Annotated in this window: 14 protein-coding genes; 7 read left to right on the forward strand and 7 right to left on the reverse strand. The window is 60.1% G+C overall.

The window, feature by feature from the left end; genetic code table 11:
- Positions 1–59: 59 nt before the first annotated feature.
- The 5 genes from rpmI to GZ093_RS02005 form a co-directional block, all read right to left on the reverse strand.
- Positions 60–263, reverse strand: coding sequence for a 50S ribosomal protein L35 (rpmI, locus tag GZ093_RS01985; protein WP_041791621.1), 204 nt, complete (start codon positions 261–263; stop codon positions 60–62).
- 196 nt (positions 264–459) lie between these two features.
- A complete protein-coding gene (infC, locus tag GZ093_RS01990) occupies positions 460–1,041 on the reverse strand; it encodes a translation initiation factor IF-3 (RefSeq protein WP_296481581.1) in 582 nt (193 codons plus the stop codon).
- A gap of 89 nt (positions 1,042–1,130) precedes the next feature.
- Positions 1,131–3,056 (reverse strand): threonine--tRNA ligase, encoded by a 1,926-nt coding sequence (thrS, locus tag GZ093_RS01995; RefSeq protein ID WP_296481341.1) that lies wholly within the window; start codon positions 3,054–3,056, stop codon positions 1,131–1,133.
- Positions 3,057–3,330: 274 nt separating this feature from the next.
- On the reverse strand, positions 3,331–4,650 hold the full coding sequence (aceA, locus tag GZ093_RS02000; RefSeq protein WP_296481343.1) for an isocitrate lyase: 1,320 nt from the start codon (positions 4,648–4,650) through the stop codon (positions 3,331–3,333).
- A 377-nt stretch (positions 4,651–5,027) separates the two neighbouring features.
- Positions 5,028–6,272, reverse strand: a complete 1,245-nt coding sequence (locus GZ093_RS02005) for a nitronate monooxygenase (protein WP_296481347.1) — start codon at positions 6,270–6,272, stop codon at positions 5,028–5,030.
- 313 nt (positions 6,273–6,585) lie between these two features.
- On the opposite strand from GZ093_RS02005, the gene GZ093_RS02010 reads away from it, so the two are divergent.
- Positions 6,586–7,494, forward strand: coding sequence for a CoA transferase (locus GZ093_RS02010; protein WP_296481350.1), 909 nt, complete (start codon positions 6,586–6,588; stop codon positions 7,492–7,494).
- Positions 7,495–7,540: 46 nt separating this feature from the next.
- Here GZ093_RS02010 and ispD read toward each other — a convergent pair whose 3' ends face one another.
- Positions 7,541–8,791 (reverse strand): 2-C-methyl-D-erythritol 4-phosphate cytidylyltransferase, encoded by a 1,251-nt coding sequence (ispD, locus tag GZ093_RS02015; RefSeq protein WP_296481354.1) that lies wholly within the window; start codon positions 8,789–8,791, stop codon positions 7,541–7,543.
- 110 nt (positions 8,792–8,901) lie between these two features.
- On the opposite strand from ispD, the gene mfd reads away from it, so the two are divergent.
- From mfd to serB, 5 genes are all read left to right on the forward strand, one after another.
- Complete coding sequence (gene mfd / locus GZ093_RS02020) at positions 8,902–12,387, forward strand: transcription-repair coupling factor (RefSeq protein ID WP_296481357.1); 3,486 nt, start codon at positions 8,902–8,904, stop codon at positions 12,385–12,387.
- A 58-nt stretch (positions 12,388–12,445) separates the two neighbouring features.
- On the forward strand, positions 12,446–13,213 hold the full coding sequence (locus GZ093_RS02025) for an NRDE family protein (protein ID WP_296481360.1): 768 nt from the start codon (positions 12,446–12,448) through the stop codon (positions 13,211–13,213).
- A gap of 73 nt (positions 13,214–13,286) precedes the next feature.
- Positions 13,287–13,595 (forward strand): virulence-associated protein VapB, encoded by a 309-nt coding sequence (locus tag GZ093_RS02030; protein WP_296481364.1) that lies wholly within the window; start codon positions 13,287–13,289, stop codon positions 13,593–13,595.
- The gene (locus GZ093_RS02035) at positions 13,592–14,017 is read left to right on the forward strand and encodes a type II toxin-antitoxin system VapC family toxin (protein WP_296481367.1); all 426 of its coding nucleotides are present in this window, start codon (positions 13,592–13,594) and stop codon (positions 14,015–14,017) included. The genes GZ093_RS02030 and GZ093_RS02035 overlap by 4 nt, the downstream gene beginning before the upstream one ends.
- Positions 14,018–14,085: 68 nt before the next feature.
- Entirely contained in the window at positions 14,086–14,799 is a 714-nt protein-coding gene (gene serB / locus GZ093_RS02040) for a phosphoserine phosphatase SerB (RefSeq protein ID WP_296481371.1), read from the forward strand.
- A gap of 16 nt (positions 14,800–14,815) precedes the next feature.
- Here the strand turns inward: serB and GZ093_RS02045 are convergent, their stop codons facing one another.
- Entirely contained in the window at positions 14,816–16,186 is a 1,371-nt protein-coding gene (locus tag GZ093_RS02045; RefSeq protein ID WP_296481373.1) for a TrpB-like pyridoxal phosphate-dependent enzyme, read from the reverse strand.
- A gap of 214 nt (positions 16,187–16,400) precedes the next feature.
- Between GZ093_RS02045 and GZ093_RS02050 the strand changes: the two genes are divergently transcribed.
- Positions 16,401–17,678, forward strand: coding sequence for an aminotransferase class I/II-fold pyridoxal phosphate-dependent enzyme (locus GZ093_RS02050; RefSeq protein ID WP_296481375.1), 1,278 nt, complete (start codon positions 16,401–16,403; stop codon positions 17,676–17,678).
- Positions 17,679–17,986 lie beyond the last annotated feature (308 nt).

Here is a 17,986-nt window from a genome sequence, read left to right on the forward strand (position 1 = left end):
CGCGAGCCGTTACACCACGTTTGACGCGAGGCATGTGAGTACTCCTTGTTCGTCGTTAATTAAATGCCACGGCCGGGCAACATCTGTGACATGCGACCCATATCGGTCTCATGAACAGCTGTGGATCCGCGCAATTGGCGTTTATTTTTGGTGGTCTTCTTGGTCAGGATGTGACGTTTGAAAGCTTGGCCGCGCTTGACGGTGCCACCTGGACGGACGCGGAAGCGTTTCTTCGCCGCGCTCTTGGTCTTCATTTTGGGCATGTTCATGCTCCTTTTCATTGTGCTCGTGAGGCGTCTGCAAACGATTCGCAGACTTGTTGGCCCCGAGCCACTTTTGAGTGGTGCGTGTTACTTCACCACTTTTCAGCGACGCCATTTCAAGCGTCGCTGTCGCGGTGGGAATTACCCCACCCCGTTTCTCAAAGCACCAGTTCAGTCACCCGTGCGCAATTATTTCTTACGATGCCGCCTCGACCACCGGCTTCGTGGCAATTTTCTTCTTGCCTGGCGCGATCATCATGATCATCTGGCGCCCTTCGAGCTTGGGAAACTGCTCAATCAAAATCAAATCGCCCAACTCAGTACGAATACGGTTCAACAAGGCCATGCCCAAGTCCTGGTGCGTGATCTCGCGGCCCCGGAAACGCAACGTGATCTTGCACTTGTCGCCTTCAGCCAGAAAGCGTTTGATGTTGCGCATCTTGATGTTGTAGTCGCCATCATCAGTGCCCGGACGGAACTTGATTTCTTTGATTTCGATGACCGTCTGCTTGGCTTTTGCCTCAGCCGCCTTCTTCTGTTCCTGGTACTTGAACTTGCCGTAATCCATCAAACGACAGACCGGCGGAACCGCCGTGGCAGAAATTTCGACCAGATCAACATCGAGATCACCCGCCATCCGCAGTGCCTCCATCAGGCTAACCACACCGAGCGGCTCGTTTTCTAGCCCTGAGAGTCGGACTTCCGGGGCCATGATTTCCCGGTTCAGGCGATGTTTGCGTTCTTCGCGGTGACGGCGGTCACGAAATTCAGTAGCGATGGCTTAATCCTTCACAATATTTGCTACGCTAATCGTAGCTACAACCGTATGATGCACGCGGGCAAACTGTTATTTTGCTTGAATCGAGTTCAACCAACAGACTTGTGAGTGATGTCACTGGATATTTTTTGCACGAATGCTTCGAGGGACATCACACCGAGGTCTAAACCACCCCGGGCGCGCACTGCAACGGTACCTGCTGCCTTCTCTTTGTCACCAACGACCAAGATGTAGGGCAGCTTTTGCATTGAATGCTCGCGTATTTTAAACGTAATTTTTTCGTTGCGCAGATCCGCAACCGCCCTAAGCCTTTGATCTGGCAAAGCATTCTTCAATTTTTCAACAATTTCACGACAATAATCAGCCTGCGCATCGGTGATATTCAGCACCGTGACCTGCACCGGGGCCAGCCAGACCGGCAAGGCGCCGGCACTTTCTTCGATCAAGATGCCGATGAAGCGTTCCAGGCTGCCGACGATGGCGCGGTGCAACATGACCGGCCGGTGACGGGCACCGTCTTCGCCCACATACTCGGCGTCGAGGCGCTCGGGCATCGAGAAATCGACCTGAATGGTGCCGCACTGCCACTGGCGACCGATGGCATCTTTGAGCGTGTACTCGATTTTCGGGCCGTAAAACGCCCCCTCACCCGGGGTGATTTCATAGTCGCAACCGGAGGCCTGCAAACTCTGCACCAACGCCGCCTCGGCCTTGTCCCAGATTTCGTCGGAGCCAATGCGCTTTTCGGGGCGCGTGGCGATCTTGTAGATGATGTTTTTAAAGCCAAAGTCGGCATAGACTTTTTGCAGCAACGCCGTGTAGTCGACGCACTCCTGCAGAATTTGGTCTTCGGTGCAAAAAATGTGACCATCGTCCTGGGTAAAACCTCGCACGCGCATGATGCCGTGCAAACCGCCTGAAGGTTCATTGCGGTGGCACTGACCGAATTCACCGTAGCGCAGCGGCAGATCACGGTAACTCTTGATGCCCTGTTTGAAAATCAGGATGTGACCCGGGCAATTCATCGGTTTGAGCGCGTATTCGCGCTTCTCCGACTCCGTCGTGAACATGTTCTCGCGGTATTTGTCCCAGTGACCGGTCTTCTCCCACAAGGATTTGTCGAGAATCTGCGGCCCTTTGACCTCCTGGTAGCCGTTGTCGCGATACACCTGGCGCATGTACTGCTCCACGCCCTGCCACAAGGTCCAGCCCTTGGGGTGCCAGAACACCAGACCCGGCGCATGGTCATCAATGTGGAACAGATCAAGTTCGCGCCCGAGCTTGCGGTGATCACGCTTCTCGGCTTCTTCGAGCATTGTCAAATGCTGCTGCAATTCATCCTTGGTGGCCCAGGCCGTGCCGTAGATGCGCTGCAGCATTTCATTGCGATGGTCACCGCGCCAGTAGGCGCCGGCCAACTTCATCAGTTTGAAGAACTTCAGCTTGCCGGTGCTGGGCACATGCGGGCCACGGCACAAGTCCTCAAACTGACCTTCACGGTACAGCGACACGTCTTCGCCCGCCGGAATGCTGCCGATGATTTCCGCCTTGTAGTGCTCACCCAAGCCTTTGAAGTAAGCCACCGCCTCGTCACGCGGCAACACGCGGCGGGTAATGGGCTCGTCTTTGGCCGCGAGCGCTGTCATCTTCTGCTCAATCGCGCCCAAGTCTTCCAGCGTGAACGGACGCTTGTAGGAAAAATCGTAGAAAAAGCCGTTTTCGATCACCGGACCAATCGTGACTTGCGCATCCGGGAACAGTTCTTTGACGGCGTAGGCCAGCAAGTGCGCGGTGGAGTGGCGAATGACCTCCAGCCCCTCGGCATCCTTGGCCGTGATGATGGACACCGGACTGTTCGCCTCGATCAGATAGCTGGTATCCACCACCTTGCCGTCCACCTTGCCCGCCAGCGCTGCCTTGGCCAACCCGGACCCAATGGAGGCCGCCACCTCGGCCACCGTGACCGGAGCCGGGTAGTCACGAAGAGAGCCGTCAGGCAGTGTGATTTGAATCATGATCAATATGAAAAAAGAATAAACCGAAGCAAAAAGCGCGGAACTGGCCGCGCTTCATGTAAATTATTACTATGAATACAGTAGCTACTTAAGCACAATAGACGGGGGCTAGAGGCCTAAACCACCCATAAATCGCGCGATGATCCTGAACACCGCCATGAGCCGCCAACCGGTCTGATTCGCATGGCGCTGTCAACACAGCTAGTTTAACCAAAAAGGGCCTGTGCTCCCCTTGCCGGAGAACACAGGCCCTGCAGGGCGTTAGCCGCGCCGCTTAATGGAACTGCTCTTCTTCAGTGGAACCGGTCAGCGCCGTCACATTCGACTTGCCGCCCTGAATCACGGTGGTGACTTCGTCGAAGTAGCCGGTGCCCACTTCTTGCTGGTGCGACACAAAGGTGTAACCGCGCGTGCGTGCGGCGAATTCGGGCTCTTGCACCTTCTCAACGTACGCCGTCATGCCGCGTTTGACATAGTCTTGCGCCAGGTCGAACATGTTGAACCACATCGAGTGAATACCGGCCAAAGTGATGAACTGGTACTTGTAGCCCATGGCGCCGAGTTCCTTCTGGAACTTGGCAATGGTGGCGTCGTCGAGGTTCTTCTTCCAGTTGAACGACGGCGAGCAGTTGTAAGCCAGCAATTTACCCGGATGCTTGGCGCGCACGGCCTCTGCAAATTTGCGAGCAAATTCAAGGTCAGGCGTGCCGGTTTCGCACCAGACCAGGTCGGCGTAGTCTGCGTAAGCCACGGCGCGGCTGATGGCTTGGTCCAGGCCCTTACGGGATTTGTAGAAACCTTCGGCGGTGCGCTCACCGGTCAGGAAGGGCTTGTCGTTTTCGTCGTAATCGCTGGTCAACAGGTCAGCGGCTTCCGCATCGGTGCGGGCAATCACCAGCGTGGGCACGCCGCAGACGTCAGCGGCCATGCGGGCTGCAATCAGCTTTTGAATCGCTTCATTGGTGGGCACGAGCACCTTGCCGCCCATGTGGCCACATTTCTTGGCCGACGCCAGTTGATCTTCCCAATGCACGCCCGCAGCGCCGGAACGGATCATGTTCTTCATCAACTCAAAACCGTTGAGCACGCCGCCAAAACCGGCCTCGGCGTCGGCCACGATGGGCGCAAAGTTGTCGATATAACCGGTGTCACCGGCGTCAATGCCGCGCGAGTGCTGAATTTCGTCGGCGCGGCGGAACGCATTGTTGATGCGTTCGACCATCGTGGGCACCGAGTCGACCGCGTACAAGGATTGATCCGGGTACATCGACATAGACGTATTGCCGTCAGCGGCGACTTGCCAGCCGGACAGGTAAATCGCCTTCACGCCGGCCTTGACCTGCTGCATGGCTTGACCACCGGTCAAAGCACCGAGGCAATTGACATAGTCTTCGGTGTGCAGCAAGTTCCAGAGCTTTTCGGCACCGCGGCGCGCCAGGGTGTACTCGATCTGGAACGAACCGCGCAGGCGCACGACGTCTGCAGCGCTGTAACCGCGCTTGATACCCTTCCAGCGCGGGTTGGTGGCCCAGTCCTTTTCCAGTGCGGCGATTTGTTGTTCGCGGCTCAATTGCTCGTTGATGGTCTGTGGCATGAGATCACTCCTTAAGTTGAAAAAACTGTTGGCATCGGCGCATTGCAGGGCCGATCCTTCAAGATTAATTTTATGTCTTGTATAAGACTAGGAATTGATCTTATATCTTATAGAAGACATTATTTAATCCAAGCAAAATCAATAAGTTACATCCAGCATTTCACCTTGTGGAAATAATTTTTTTGCTATGAGAAAAAATGCTGCGGTGCAATCGCGCGACTTTTCACATAATGGAAAGACTTCTCCGTTACGTGAAAAAATGAGTAGCACCGCCCAGAATCCCGGCCAGGCTGCCAATTGCGACGACGCAAATGATGCGGTTTGCGGCGCGTCAGCGCTCAATCGAATTCAGATCAAACCAGGGAACCTGCCAAAGGTCAAACCGGCAAAGCCACTTTCTGATCGACGCTGAACTGATAGTCCTTGAAGATGTGCTCGGCACTCAAGGTCTGATAACTGCCGTCGGGCAAACGGCGGGTCGTGTCCTTGAGCCGGTAGGTGTAGTGGCCGCAGGTCCAGAGCTTGAAGTTGCGCATGTGGGTGCACAGACAGGTTTTGTCCATCACCACGATATTTTTGCCGTCGGGGTGCAAAGCCAGCTCGCGGTTGTAGGCCGTGATGTAGGCGCAGTTGCCGTTGCCGTCCAGCAGATAGCCATAGGACTCACAGCCGGGCCGGATGCCCGAGCCAATGGCCGGCGAGCTTTTGAGCATGCGCATCGGGTAGCCGGTCGGCGAGATCGTGTTGACCACAATGTCAGCCTCGCTGGCCCTGAAATAATCCTGCTTGACCTCGGCGGGCAAACCACACTCATTGGCCACGGTAAAGCGGGTCGCCACCTGCACCGCAGCCACACCCTGCTCCAGGAACGACACCGCGTCGCTGCCGGTGAAGATGCCGCCGGCGGCAATCACCGGAATATCGAGCTGTTCGGTTTTCATGAACTGCACCACTTCGGCCACGATCGTGGCCAGGTCGTATTGCGCCCAGTCCAGGCCAAAGCCCAGATGGCCGCCGGCCAGCGGGCCTTCGACGATCACATAGTCGGGCTTGCGATCCAACCGGGCGTTTTTGCGCAGAAACAGTTGCAGGGCGCGCACCGACGACACGATGATGCCCAGTTTGGCATCGCGAAAGCGCGGGTGGTCGGCAATGAGCCCGAACGAACCCAGGTGCAAACCGGCGCTCAGGGTGATGCCATCGATGCCCGCATCCAACGCGGATGCCATTCGCACCTGCAAGGTCTCGCGCGGCCCGTTCATGGTCAACTTTTCCATGCAGTTGACAAAGATCAGGCCCTCGCTCCCCTTGGCCTGCATGGTCGCTTCAACGTGGCGCCGGGTGGCCTCGGCCAGCACGCCCAGATCAAACTTAATGATGGACTTGTCCGCGTTGTCGATGTTGGCCTTGTAGAAACGGGTTTTGTCCTTGACGAAACTGGTGTCAAAACGCCGGTCCGACACGTCCGGCACCATCGCGTCGGAGATGTGGCCGATGCCGCCCAGCCGGGCTGTTTCCAGGGCCAGTTCGGCGGTTGAGATATCAACCCCCATGCCGCCGACCATGATCGGGACATACTCTTTTTTTCCGAATTTCAGGCGGAAATCATCAACACGTTTCATGAGAATCCTCGGGGGGGACTCCAACATCTCGGGTACCCGTTTGGGAGGCAGACCCCAAGGGGGCATGGAGAAGCTGAAAGTCGCAAGACAACATAGTCCTGTAAGCGCGGAATTCTACCCGCCTGCCCTCTCAAATCGGCCGGATTGACAAATCCCCTTTTCAGCCCAAGTGCTTGGCTGCGGCCGTCCGCCTTGACGGGCGACCGGTCGCGCACCCACGCGGCGCGCGACTCGCCGACCCGCAGACGCTCACGTAAGATGGACGCCAAGATCCCCCTATCAAACTGCAACTCTCAGCAAGGCATTGACCCTCATGGCCACTTCATCCAGCAAGCCCCTGCGCCCGCTCAAGGGCGTGCGCATTCTCAGTCTCGCACTCAACCTGCCCGGCCCGGCGGCCTTGATGCGCTGCCAGCAAATGGGCGCAAGCTGCGTCAAGCTCGAACCGCCAGCGCCTGTTGGCGCGCCGCCCGGCGCGTCTGGCGATCCGATGGGTTTGTACAACCGGCCGGCCTACACGGCGCTGCACCAGGGTGTGCGCATCAAGGTCGCTGACCTCAAGACGGAGCAGGGGCAAAACGCCTTGCACCGGGAGTTGGCCAAAGCCGATGTGTTGCTGACCTCTTTTCGGCCGTCGGCCCTGAGCAAATTGGGGCTGGGCTGGAAAATGCTGCACAAGCGTTACCCGGCGCTGTCACAGGTGGCCATTGTCGGCGCCCCCGGCGCGCGTGCCGAAGTACCCGGACACGATCTCACTTACCTGGCAGAAAACGACCTCATCAGCGCTCTGGAGTTGCCGCCCACCCTGTATGCCGACATGGGCGGCTCTTTGACAGCCTCGGAAGCGGTGCTCACGGCGGTGCTGATGCAGCAGAAAAAAGGCAAAGGATTGTTAATTGAAGTCGCGCTCTCAGACGCGGCGGGTTATCTGGCCTTGCCGCGGCAGTGGGGCCTGACCCAGCCCGGCGCGGCTGTTGGCGGAGGTCACGCCGGTTACCGCGTCTATCCCTGCCAGGACGGCCGGGTGGCGGTGGCCGCGCTGGAGCCGCACTTTGCCAAGGCCCTGTGCGCGGCCGCCGGCGTACCCTACGCCCATATCCTCACGATGTTGTCGCCAGACACGCATGCGGCCATTGCCAGCTACCTGCTCGGCATGAGCCGCCAGGGCCTGGATGCACTGGCCAGAGAAAAAGATATCCCTCTGCATACGCTAACTAATTAATAGCATACTAGGCAAGCAGAACGTGGGCTAGAGCCCGTTTTCATGTTTATTTCAGCAGCAGCACTATGGCGCGCGCCTCCATCGCCTGCCCCAGCCCCACCGGGCCCATCTTTTCTGCCGTCTTGGCTTTGACGTTGACTTGGTCGACCTCAACCGCCAGCGCCCGCGCAATCTGCGTGCGCATGGCGGCCATGTAGGGCATCAACTTGGGCGCCTGCGCGATCACGGTGCTGTCGACATTGCCGATCTCAAAACCCTGCGCGCGTACGCGCCGCGCCGCTTCTGTCAACAAAGCCAGCGAATCAGCGCCCTTGAAGCGCGCATCGGTGTCCGGGAAGTGCGTGCCAATGTCTCCCAGCGCGGCGGCGCCCAAGAGCGCATCGGTGATGGCGTGCAACAGCACGTCCGCGTCCGAGTGGCCGAGCAGACCCAGGTGAAAGGGAACCCCGACGCCGCCCAGAATCAACTTGCGACCCTCGACCAGGGCGTGAATGTCCCAGCCTTCACCGATTCTGAAATTCATGTCTCTGGCCCTTTTAAATTCGCTTGCCGACTGTTGCAGCGCGGAGTCGCCTGATGAGCGCGTCATCAATACCGCTTCTGCCAGGGAGAAGTCTTGCGGGTAAGTCACCTTGAAATTCTGGGCGCTGCCGGGCACCAGCTTCGGGCTCAGGCCCATGGCCTCCATGGCGCTGGACTCGTCGGTGACGGTGATGCTTGCCACTTGCAACGCGTCCAACAGACTGCCCATGCGAAACATCTGGGGGGTTTGCGCCAGCCACTTGTCGGCACGCTCCAGGGTGGCGGCCACCCGGCCAAGGGATTCACGTTTGAGGGTGTCAGGCAAGGGCAGTGCCAACAAGCCGCCCACCTCGTCTTGCCAGCAAGCATCGATCAACTGATCGATCTGGTCGGGGCGAATCAGACAGCGCGCCGCATCGTGCACCAGCACCCAGTCGCGGCGGGCCGCGCCGAGCTCCAGCAAGACATTTAGACCATTCAGTACACTTGCAGCCCTCGTGGAACCTCCGCAAGAAGCTACTAAAACATGAGCAACGTCCACGGCCTGGGTGGCAAAAAAAGTATCCTCTGGCGCCACCACCACCAGCGTGCGGGCGATGCGTGGCACCGCGGCAAATGCCGCCAGCGTGTGCAGCACCATCGGCTGGCCGGCCAGCACCTGGTACTGCTTGGGACCAGCCGCCGCGGCGCGTGAGCCCGTGCCGGCGCAGGGAATCAAGGCCCAACAGCGTGGCGCCGGGTCGGATGGGGGAATAAGTGCGGGGGAATCTAGCATGGTGTGGCCCGCATTCTAGAATCGATACCCATCCACCCTGGCTCACATTGCGCAGGGTGTTGGCGTTTTTGTCACGCATTGGCGCTTTAGCCACCACCGGCCTCGCATTCATGGAATTACCCAAACTCATCCCCGGCAAGCGCTTCACGCTGCCGCGCCCGGTCGGCTCGGCCGATGCGCTCTTGCTGGCCCAACTGGGCTTGCGCGAAAAGAGCCAGCACAAGGTCACCGCCATCATCACGGCCGACGCCCTGGACGCGCAGCGCCTCATCGACGAGATGGCGTTCTTTGCGCCGGAACTGCGCTGCGTTCTGTTCCCCGACTGGGAAACCTTGCCCTATGACACCTTTTCACCGCACCAGGACCTGATCAGCGAACGCCTGGCGACCTTGTGGCGCATCAGCCAGCGCGACAAGGAAACCGGCGCCGATGTGGTGCTGGTGCCCGCCACCACCGCGCTGTACCGGCTCGCGCCGCGTGCCTTTCTGGCCGGCTACACCTTTCATTTCAAGGTCAAGCAAAAGCTGGATGAAGCCAAGCTCAAGGCGCAGTTGACGCTGGCCGGCTACAGCCACGTCACGCAAGTGGTGAGTCCGGGCGAATACGCCGTGCGCGGCGGCCTGATCGACCTGTTTCCGATGGGCAGCGCCGTGCCCTACCGCGTGGATCTGTTTGACGACGAGATCGACAGCATCCGCACCTTTGACCCCGACAGCCAGCGCAGCCTGTACCCGGTGCCCGAGGTGCGGCTGCTGCCCGGGCGCGAGTTCCCGATGGACGACGAGGCGCGTGCGCGCTTTCGCAACCGCTGGCGCGAGCTGCTGGACGGCGACCCCACGCGCAGCCGTATTTACAAGGACATCGGTGCCGGCATGGCCACCGCCGGCATCGAGTACTACCTGCCGCTGTTTTTTGACGACACCGCCACCGTGTTTGACTATCTGGGTGAGGCGGCCACGGTGGTGCTGCACGGCGACCTGGAGCCCGCCTTTGCACACTTCTGGCAAGACACGCGCGAACGCTACCGGCTGGTGCAAGGCGACCCGGAACGCCCGGTGTTGCCGCCGGGGTCCCTGTTTTTAAGCACCGAGCAGTTTTACGAGCGGGTCAATCAGCATGCGCAACTGGCCTTGCGGCCGGCCCTGGACACTGCCAGCGCTTACGCCGAGTTTGAAGCGCTGCCGCCCTTGACCGTGGTGCGTGGCGCCGAAGATCCGCTCGCCCGCCTGAAAGCCCATATCCAAAGCACCCAGCGACGCACCCTGGTGCTGGCCGAAAGCGAGGGCCGCCGCACCAGCCTGTTGGACTTCTTGCACAGCAGTCAGTTCGACCCGCCCGCGTTTGACTCCTTGGCGGAATTCGAGCGCAGCGATGAGCCGATCGGCATCGCCACCTCCAGCCTGAGCGCGGGTTTTGGCTGGCTGGAAGCGGGCATCGATTTTGTGACCGAGACCGAACTCTTTGCCGCAGGGCCGACCACGCGACGGCGCAAAAAACAGGAACAAGTCAGTGACGTCGAGGCGCTGATCAAAGACCTGAGCGAGCTCAACATCGGCGACCCGGTGGTGCACTCGGCCCACGGCATTGGCCGCTACCACGGCCTGATCAACCTGGATCTGGGCAACAAATTGCCCAACGGCGAACCCGAGGTGCAGGAGTTCTTGCATCTGGAATATGCCGACAAGGCCACGCTCTATGTGCCGGTGAGCCAGTTGCAACTCATCAGCCGCTACACCGGCGTGGCCGCGGACGAAGCGCCGCTGCACAAACTGGGCTCCGGCCAGTGGGACAAGGCCAAGCGCAAAGCGGCCGAGCAGGTGCGCGACTCGGCCGCCGAGCTGCTCAACATCTATGCCCGGCGCGCCCTGCGCGAAGGCCATGCCTTCAGGTACTCGGCCGGCGACTACGAGATTTTTGCCAACGACTTCGGCTTTGAAGAAACCGCCGACCAGAGCGCCGCCATTCACGCCGTGATTCAGGACATGATCAGCCCGCGCCCGATGGACCGGCTGATCTGCGGCGACGTCGGCTTTGGCAAGACCGAGGTCGCCCTGCGCGCCGCCTTCATTGCCATCACCGGCGGCAAGCAGGTGGCTTTTCTGGCACCGACCACGCTGCTGGCCGAACAGCACTACCAGACGCTGGTCGACCGCTTCAGCAAATGGCCGGTCAAAGTGGCCGAGATGAGCCGCTTCCGCTCCGCCAAGGAAATCACCGCCGCCATGAAAGGCATTGCCGACGGCACCATCGACATCGTGGTCGGCACCCACAAGCTGCTGAGCAAAGACACCCATTTCAAAGACCTGGGCCTGCTCATCATCGACGAGGAGCACCGTTTTGGCGTGCGCCACAAAGAGCAGATGAAAGCGCTGCGCGCCGAGGTCGATGTGCTCACGCTCACCGCCACCCCGATCCCGCGTACGCTGGGCATGGCGCTGGAAGGTCTGCGCGACCTGAGCGTGATTGCCACCGCGCCGCAACGCCGCCTGGCCATCAAAACTTTTGTGCGCACGGAAGGTGCCGGCGTGATCCGTGAGGCCGTGCTGCGCGAACTCAAGCGCGGTGGCCAGGTTTACTTCTTGCACAACGAGGTCGAAACGATCGAAAATCGCCGCGCAAAATTAGAAGAACTGCTGCCCGAAGCCCGCATTGCCGTGGCCCATGGCCAGATGCCCGAGCGCCAGCTGGAGGCCGTGATGCGCGACTTTGTGGCCCAGCGCTTCAACCTGCTGCTGTGCTCCACCATCATCGAGACCGGTATTGACGTGCCGACGGCCAACACCATCGTGATGGCGCGCGCCGACAAATTTGGCCTGGCCCAACTGCACCAGTTGCGCGGCCGCGTCGGCCGCAGCCACCACCAGGCCTACGCCTACCTGATGGTGCCCGACCTGGAGGGCCTGACCAAGCAGGCGCAGCAACGGCTGGACGCCATCCAGCAAATGGAAGAACTGGGCAGCGGCTTCTACCTGGCCATGCACGATCTGGAGATTCGTGGTGCCGGTGAGGTGCTGGGTGAAAACCAGAGCGGCAACATGCTGGAAGTCGGCTTTCAGCTCTACAACGAGATGCTGAGTGAAGCGGTGCGCTGCCTCAAGGCCGGTATTGAGCCCGATTTGCTCAGCCCGCTCAACGTCAGCACCGACATCAACCTGCACGCCCCGGCGCTCTTGCCCGACGATTTTTGTGGCGACGTGCACCTGCGCCTCTCGTTTTACAAAAAGCTGGCCACCGCACAAAACGCCAACCAGATTGATGCGCTGCTGGAGGAGCTGGTGGACCGCTTCGGCAAACTGCCGGCCCAGGCGCAAACGCTGATCGATGTGCACCGTTTGCGCGTTTTGGCCAAACCCTTTGGCGTGGTCAAGGTCGATGCCGCCCCCGGCGTGATCACCATCACCTTCAAGAAGAACCCGCCGATTGACCCGATGAAGATCATTGCGATGATCCAGAAAAACAAGCACATCAAACTGGCGGGTAATGAGAAGCTGCGCATCGAGCGGGAACTGCCCTTGCCACAAGACCGGGCGCAGATGGTGCGCGATGTGCTGCGCAATTTGGGGCAGCCGGTGGCGGCGGCTGCGACAGCCGCCTAGAAGAACAAGCGCCACCTGACAGCCAATCAGCCGCAAACTCACAGGAGCCTCAATACCCATGTGCCTGATCGCCTGGAACTGGCAACCCGCCAGCCACACCCCACTGTTGCTCATCGCCAACCGCGACGAGTTCTACGCTCGCCCCACTGCGGCCCTGCACTGCTGGGATGACGATGACATTCTGGCCGGGCGCGATTTGCAGGCGGGTGGCACCTGGCTGGGCATCAGCCGCTCGGGACGATTGGCCGCGTTGACCAACCACCGCAATCCAGCGGCCCTGCGCGCGGATGCACCCTCACGCGGCGAACTTGTCAGCGCTTACTTACAGGCCGATACCAGCGCGATGGACTACCTGACGGAACTGGCCGGGCAAGCCAGTGACTACAACCCGTTTAACCTGCTGGTTTTTGACGGCACCAGCCTGCTGGGTCTGGAGAGCCGCCACGCCAAGGTGACTGCCATGCACCCGGGGCTGGGCGCCGTGTCCAACGCGGACTTTTTGACACCCTGGCCCAAGCTGGCCACCATAAAAGGTGGTCTGCAAACCCTGCAGGGGCAAGAGCCGCCCAGCGATGCACAGTTGCTGGCGCTGCTGCAAAACCCAAGCGTTGCCGCCGATGCCGACTTGCCAGACACCGGCATACCGCTGGAATTCGAGCGCGCACTCTCGGCCGCATTCATCGCCCTGCCGGATTACGGCACCCGTGCCTGCAGCATCGTGCGATTTGAGGCCGATCACATCACGTTTCTGGAGCAGAGCTTCGATGCCCATGGCGCCACAGGTACCCGCCAACTCACTTGCCGCATGGCGCCGCGTGGCGAGTGAGCGGCCAAAATGGTCATGACATATGCCACGGCATAGGCTAAACTGACTGTTCGAACTCGCCAGGAGAAACATCATGCCCACCGTCTCAGAAAAAGCCGCTGACTATTTGGTTGAGCCGCCTGCGCGCCACGTGCGCTTGTTTCGCAATGGAGCCAATCAGGCCGTGCGCATCCCCAAAGAGTTTGAGTTGCCGGGGCAAGAAGCCACTATGCGCCAGGTGGGCAACACGCTGGTGATTGAACCTGTCACACCCAAATTCGCCAAGGGCAGCAAGGCAGCGCTGCTTGATGCACTGAAAAAAATGCAGCAGCTCGGCCCCTGTGAGGACGAGTTTCCCGATGTCGATGAAGGGCTCTTGCCACTGGACGACATCAACTTATGAGCGCTGAGACTTACCTGCTTGACACCAACGTCATCAGCCACTTGATGGCCAAGCCCGAAGGAGTCGTTGCCCAACGCTATGCAGCCAGATTGCTCGCGGATCAGCCCTGCCAGATGATCACCAGCGTTGTCGTGCAATGTGAATTGCTTTTTGGTCTGACAAAAAAGCCTTCGCCGCGCCTGCAAGCCGCCTATGACATCCAGATGGCCAGCATGTCCGTGCTCCCGCTGGATGACACGGTGCCCGCGCACTATGCCACGATCCGCGCCCACCTGGAACGCCAAGGTACCCCTATCGGCCCCAATGACACACTCATCGCCGCCCACGCGCTGGCACTGGATGCCACGCTCGTCTCAGGCGATGCAGAGTTTGCCCGCGTGCCGGGTTTGCGAGTGGAGAACTGGCTGACATTTGCAACCTAATAAATAGGCATCTATCCCCCGTCCTGCTTGCATAAGCAGCTATTAAAACAATAGTGAATTTTTCTCTCATGCACCCTATTGCAATCGCCCCCGGGCTGATCATTCAAGGCTTTACCCCACCGCTGCGTCTGAGCGACTTCAAGCTGATCGCCTTCGACATGGACTCCACGCTCATCAACATCGAGTGTGTGGACGAGATCGCTGACGCGGTCGGGCGCAAGCGAGAAGTCGCCGCCATCACCGAAGCGGCGATGCAGGGTGAGATCGCCGACTACAAAGAGAGCCTGCGCCAGCGCGTGGCGCTGCTCCAGGGGGTTTCTGAGGCGCAGATGAACCAGATTTATCAGGAACGGATGCAGTTCAACCCCGGTGCCTTTGAACTGGTCGCGGCCTGCAAGGCAGCCGGGCTCAAGGTGCTGCTGGTCTCAGGCGGATTCACCCACTTTACCGACCGCGTGGCGCAGCGCCTGGGCATTGACTACACCCGCTCCAACGTGCTGCAGATTGAGAACGGCGTCCTCACCGGCCGCATGGTCGATCAGCCCTGGGGCGACATTTGTGATGGCGATGAAAAGCGCACCATGTTGCTCGAAACCTGCGCCCTGCTGGGCATTGCGCCACAGCAATCGATTGCCGTGGGCGATGGGGCCAACGACCTGCCGATGATGCGTGAGGCGGGTTTGTCAGTGGCGTTTCACGCCAAATCCGCCGTGCGCGAGATCGCCCATGTGTCGATCGAGTCAGGCGGGCTGGACCGGTTGCTTGAGCTGTTCCAGCCCTGACCGGGCGCTGTTACTTTTACACCGTTTCCGGCACATTCGGCAAATTGGCCAGCGCCAGCGCCAACTCGGTCTCGTCGTAATGCTCGTCGGTCAACTCACCGGCAAAGTACTTCTGGTAAGACGTCATGTCGAAATGACCGTGCCCACTCAGACAAAACAGAATGGTCTCTGCCTTGCCCTCGCGCTTGCAGCGCAGCGCCTCTTCAATCGCGCCCTTGATCGCGTGGTTGGACTCGGGCGCAGGCACGATGCCCTCGTTGCGCGCAAACAGCACACCGGCTTCAAAACACGCCACCTGGTCATAGGCCACCGCCTCTAACAGCCCCAGCGCCTTGCAGTGCGACACCAACGGCGCCATGCCGTGGTAGCGCAGGCCGCCCGCATGAAAGCCCGGTGGCGTGAACTGACTGCCCAGCGTGTACATCTTGGTCAAAGGTGTCATGTGCCCGGTGTCGCCAAAGTCGTAGGCGTATTTGCCGCGCGTCAGTGTGGGGCAGGCCGCCGGTTCAACCGCCACGATGCGCGGTTTCTGGCCACCGCGCAAGCCCTGCCCGATGAAGGGAAAAGCAATGCCCGCCAGATTGGAGCCGCCACCGGCACAGCCCACCACCACATCGGGCCAGTCATTGGCCATTTGCATCTGCATCATGGCCTCTTGCCCGATGATGGTCTGGTGCAAGAGCACATGGTTGAGGACCGAACCGAGCGCGTATTTGGTGTCGTCGCGCTGCACGGCGAGCTCCACCGCTTCCGAGATCGCAATGCCCAGGCTACCGGGGTGGTTCGGGTTCTGGGCCAGCACGGAGCGGCCATACACCGTCTCATTGGAGGGTGAGGCGACACAACGCGCACCATAGGTTTCCATCAAGGCGCGCCGATACGGCTTTTGGTCAAAGGACACACGCACCTGGAACACTTCAACTTCCAGGCCGTAGAGCGAGCCGGCAAACGCCAGCGAGGAGCCCCACTGGCCGGCCCCGGTTTCGGTCACCAGCCGCTTGACGCCGGCCTCTTTGTTGTAAAACGCCTGCGGCACAGCGGTGTTGGGCTTGTGGCTGCCCGCCGGGCTACCGCCCTCGTATTTGTAATAAATCTTGGCCGGCGTGCCGAGCGCTTTTTCAAGGCGGTGGGCACGAAACAGCGGCGCTGGCCGCCACAGTCGAAACACATCGCGCACGGGTTCTGGAATCTCGATCTCGCGCTCCAGGCTGACCTCTTGCATGATCAGCGCCATCGGGAACAAGGGTGCCAGGTCATCGGGCCCGACCGGCTGCATGGTGCCGGGGTGCAGCACGGCGGGCATCGGCTTGGGCAAGTCGGCCTGCAGGTTGTACCAAAATTTTGGCATCTGGTCTTCGTTCAAAAGAAACTTGGTCTGCTTGCTCATCAATGCTCCTGGATCAGTTTGAAATCGACAATGAAGATGGTCGGGTCACCCGGAGTATCCCCGGGTTTGGATTGAAATCGCGGCGCCGAGCAGCTCGGGTTTACCCGCAGCCGATATAGCAAAACCAGGCATATCGATATGAGAACTCGGTCTGTGCGCAGCCCGATGCGGGCCTTAAGATGTGTCTTCATTTTTTTGCAATCGAAAGCCCCTCATGAAAATCGAAACCCTGGCCGTCCACGGCGGCTACACGCCCGAGCCCACCACCAAAGCGGTGGCGGTGCCGATTTACCAAACGGTGGCCTTTGCGTTTGACGACACCCAGCACGGCGCTGATCTCTTTGACCTGAAAGTAGCGGGCAACATCTACAGCCGCATCATGAACCCGACTTGCGGCGTGTTGGAGGCGCGCGTGGCGGCCATGGAGGGCGGCATTGGTGCACTGGCGGTGGCCTCCGGCATGGCGGCGATAGCCTACGCGATTCAGACCATCACCGAGACGGGCGACAACATCGTGTCGGCCTCCACCTTGTACGGCGGCACCTACAACCTGTTTGCCCACACCTTCCCGCAAATGGGCATCGAGGTGCGCTTTGCCGATTACCGCGACCCGGCCTCCTTTGCCAAGCTGATCGACGCGCGCACCAAGGCGGTGTTTTGCGAAACCATTGGGAACCCGCTGGGCAACATCACCGACCTGGCCGCGCTCGCTCAAGTGGCCCATGCGCACGGAGTGCCCTTGATTGTGGACAACACGGTGGCCAGCCCGTACCTGTGCCGCCCGTTCGAGCACGGCGCCGACATCGTGGTGCACTCGCTCACCAAGTACTTGGGCGGTCACGGCACCACCATTGGCGGCATCATTGTGGATTCAGGCAATTTCCCGTGGGCCGAGCACAAAGAGCGCTTCAAGCGCCTGAACGAACCCGATGTGAGCTACCACGGCGTGGTCTATACCGAGGCACTGGGCGCTGCTGCCTACATTGGCCGCGCCCGCGTGGTGCCGCTGCGCAACATGGGCGCGGCCCTGAGCGCGCTGGCCGCCTTCCAGATTCTGCAGGGCATTGAAACGCTGGCCCTGCGCATGGACCGCATTTGCGACAACACCCTGCGCATCGCCCAGCACCTGCAAGCGCACGCCAAAGTAGGCTGGGTCAATTACGCGGGGCTGCCCGGCCATGCGGACCACGCGTTGGTGCAGAAGTACCTGGGCGGCCGCGCCTCGGGCATCATCACCTTTGGTCTCAAGGCCAGCGACAGCCTGGAAGCCGGCGCCCGCTTTCAGGACGCGCTCAAGCTGTTCACGCGGCTGGTCAACATTGGCGACGCCAAGTCGCTGGCCTGCCACCCGGCCAGCACCACGCACCGCCAGCTCAACGCCGAGGAACTGGCCAAAGCCGGTGTCAAGCCCGACATGGTGCGTCTGTCAATCGGCATTGAGCACATTGACGACCTGCTGGAAGACCTGGAGCAAGCGCTCGCGGCGGTGTGACTCTTCAAACCGGCTGAGCCGCAAGCCCCAACAGCCGTTCGCAGCAACGCAGCGCCAACAAAATCGCCATCGACTGGTGACCGCGTCAGACGCTGAGACTGACTATGTTGGCGTGGCGCCTTCGGCGCGAATGGCTTTTGTTGTTGTTGCAAATTGAAGGCGGCGCCTGATTTATAGATAATCAGGCTGCAGCCCCCGTAGACTGTGCGTGACCAGCTATCAAATTAGTGAACGACAAGAGGCTGTTTCTGGTTGACTTTCATGGCCTGGTGACGCCAATCGCGCATGCAGCCTTGTCAAACAGCTCA

The sequence above is a fragment of the Rhodoferax sp. genome, from assembly GCF_010365055.1.
Classification (GTDB): Bacteria; Pseudomonadota; Gammaproteobacteria; order Burkholderiales; family Burkholderiaceae_C; genus Rhodoferax.

What these genes read in the sequence shown, in the direction of transcription:
- serB (WP_296481371.1), top strand. Translation starts at nt 14,086, where the DNA reads ATGCACCCTATTGCAATCGCCCCCGGGCTGATCATTCAAGGCTTTACC.
- aceA (WP_296481343.1), bottom strand. Translation starts at nt 4,650, where the DNA reads ATGCCACAGACCATCAACGAGCAATTGAGCCGCGAACAACAAATCGCC.
- GZ093_RS02010 (WP_296481350.1), top strand. Translation starts at nt 6,586, where the DNA reads ATGGCCACTTCATCCAGCAAGCCCCTGCGCCCGCTCAAGGGCGTGCGC.
- GZ093_RS02025 (WP_296481360.1), top strand. Translation starts at nt 12,446, where the DNA reads ATGTGCCTGATCGCCTGGAACTGGCAACCCGCCAGCCACACCCCACTG.
- rpmI (WP_041791621.1), bottom strand. Translation starts at nt 263, where the DNA reads ATGCCCAAAATGAAGACCAAGAGCGCGGCGAAGAAACGCTTCCGCGTC.
- GZ093_RS02045 (WP_296481373.1), bottom strand. Translation starts at nt 16,186, where the DNA reads ATGAGCAAGCAGACCAAGTTTCTTTTGAACGAAGACCAGATGCCAAAA.
- GZ093_RS02030 (WP_296481364.1), top strand. Translation starts at nt 13,287, where the DNA reads ATGCCCACCGTCTCAGAAAAAGCCGCTGACTATTTGGTTGAGCCGCCT.
- mfd (WP_296481357.1), top strand. Translation starts at nt 8,902, where the DNA reads ATGGAATTACCCAAACTCATCCCCGGCAAGCGCTTCACGCTGCCGCGC.
- ispD (WP_296481354.1), bottom strand. Translation starts at nt 8,791, where the DNA reads ATGCTAGATTCCCCCGCACTTATTCCCCCATCCGACCCGGCGCCACGC.
- GZ093_RS02005 (WP_296481347.1), bottom strand. Translation starts at nt 6,272, where the DNA reads ATGAAACGTGTTGATGATTTCCGCCTGAAATTCGGAAAAAAAGAGTAT.
- GZ093_RS02050 (WP_296481375.1), top strand. Translation starts at nt 16,401, where the DNA reads ATGAAAATCGAAACCCTGGCCGTCCACGGCGGCTACACGCCCGAGCCC.
- thrS (WP_296481341.1), bottom strand. Translation starts at nt 3,056, where the DNA reads ATGATTCAAATCACACTGCCTGACGGCTCTCTTCGTGACTACCCGGCT.
- GZ093_RS02035 (WP_296481367.1), top strand. Translation starts at nt 13,592, where the DNA reads ATGAGCGCTGAGACTTACCTGCTTGACACCAACGTCATCAGCCACTTG.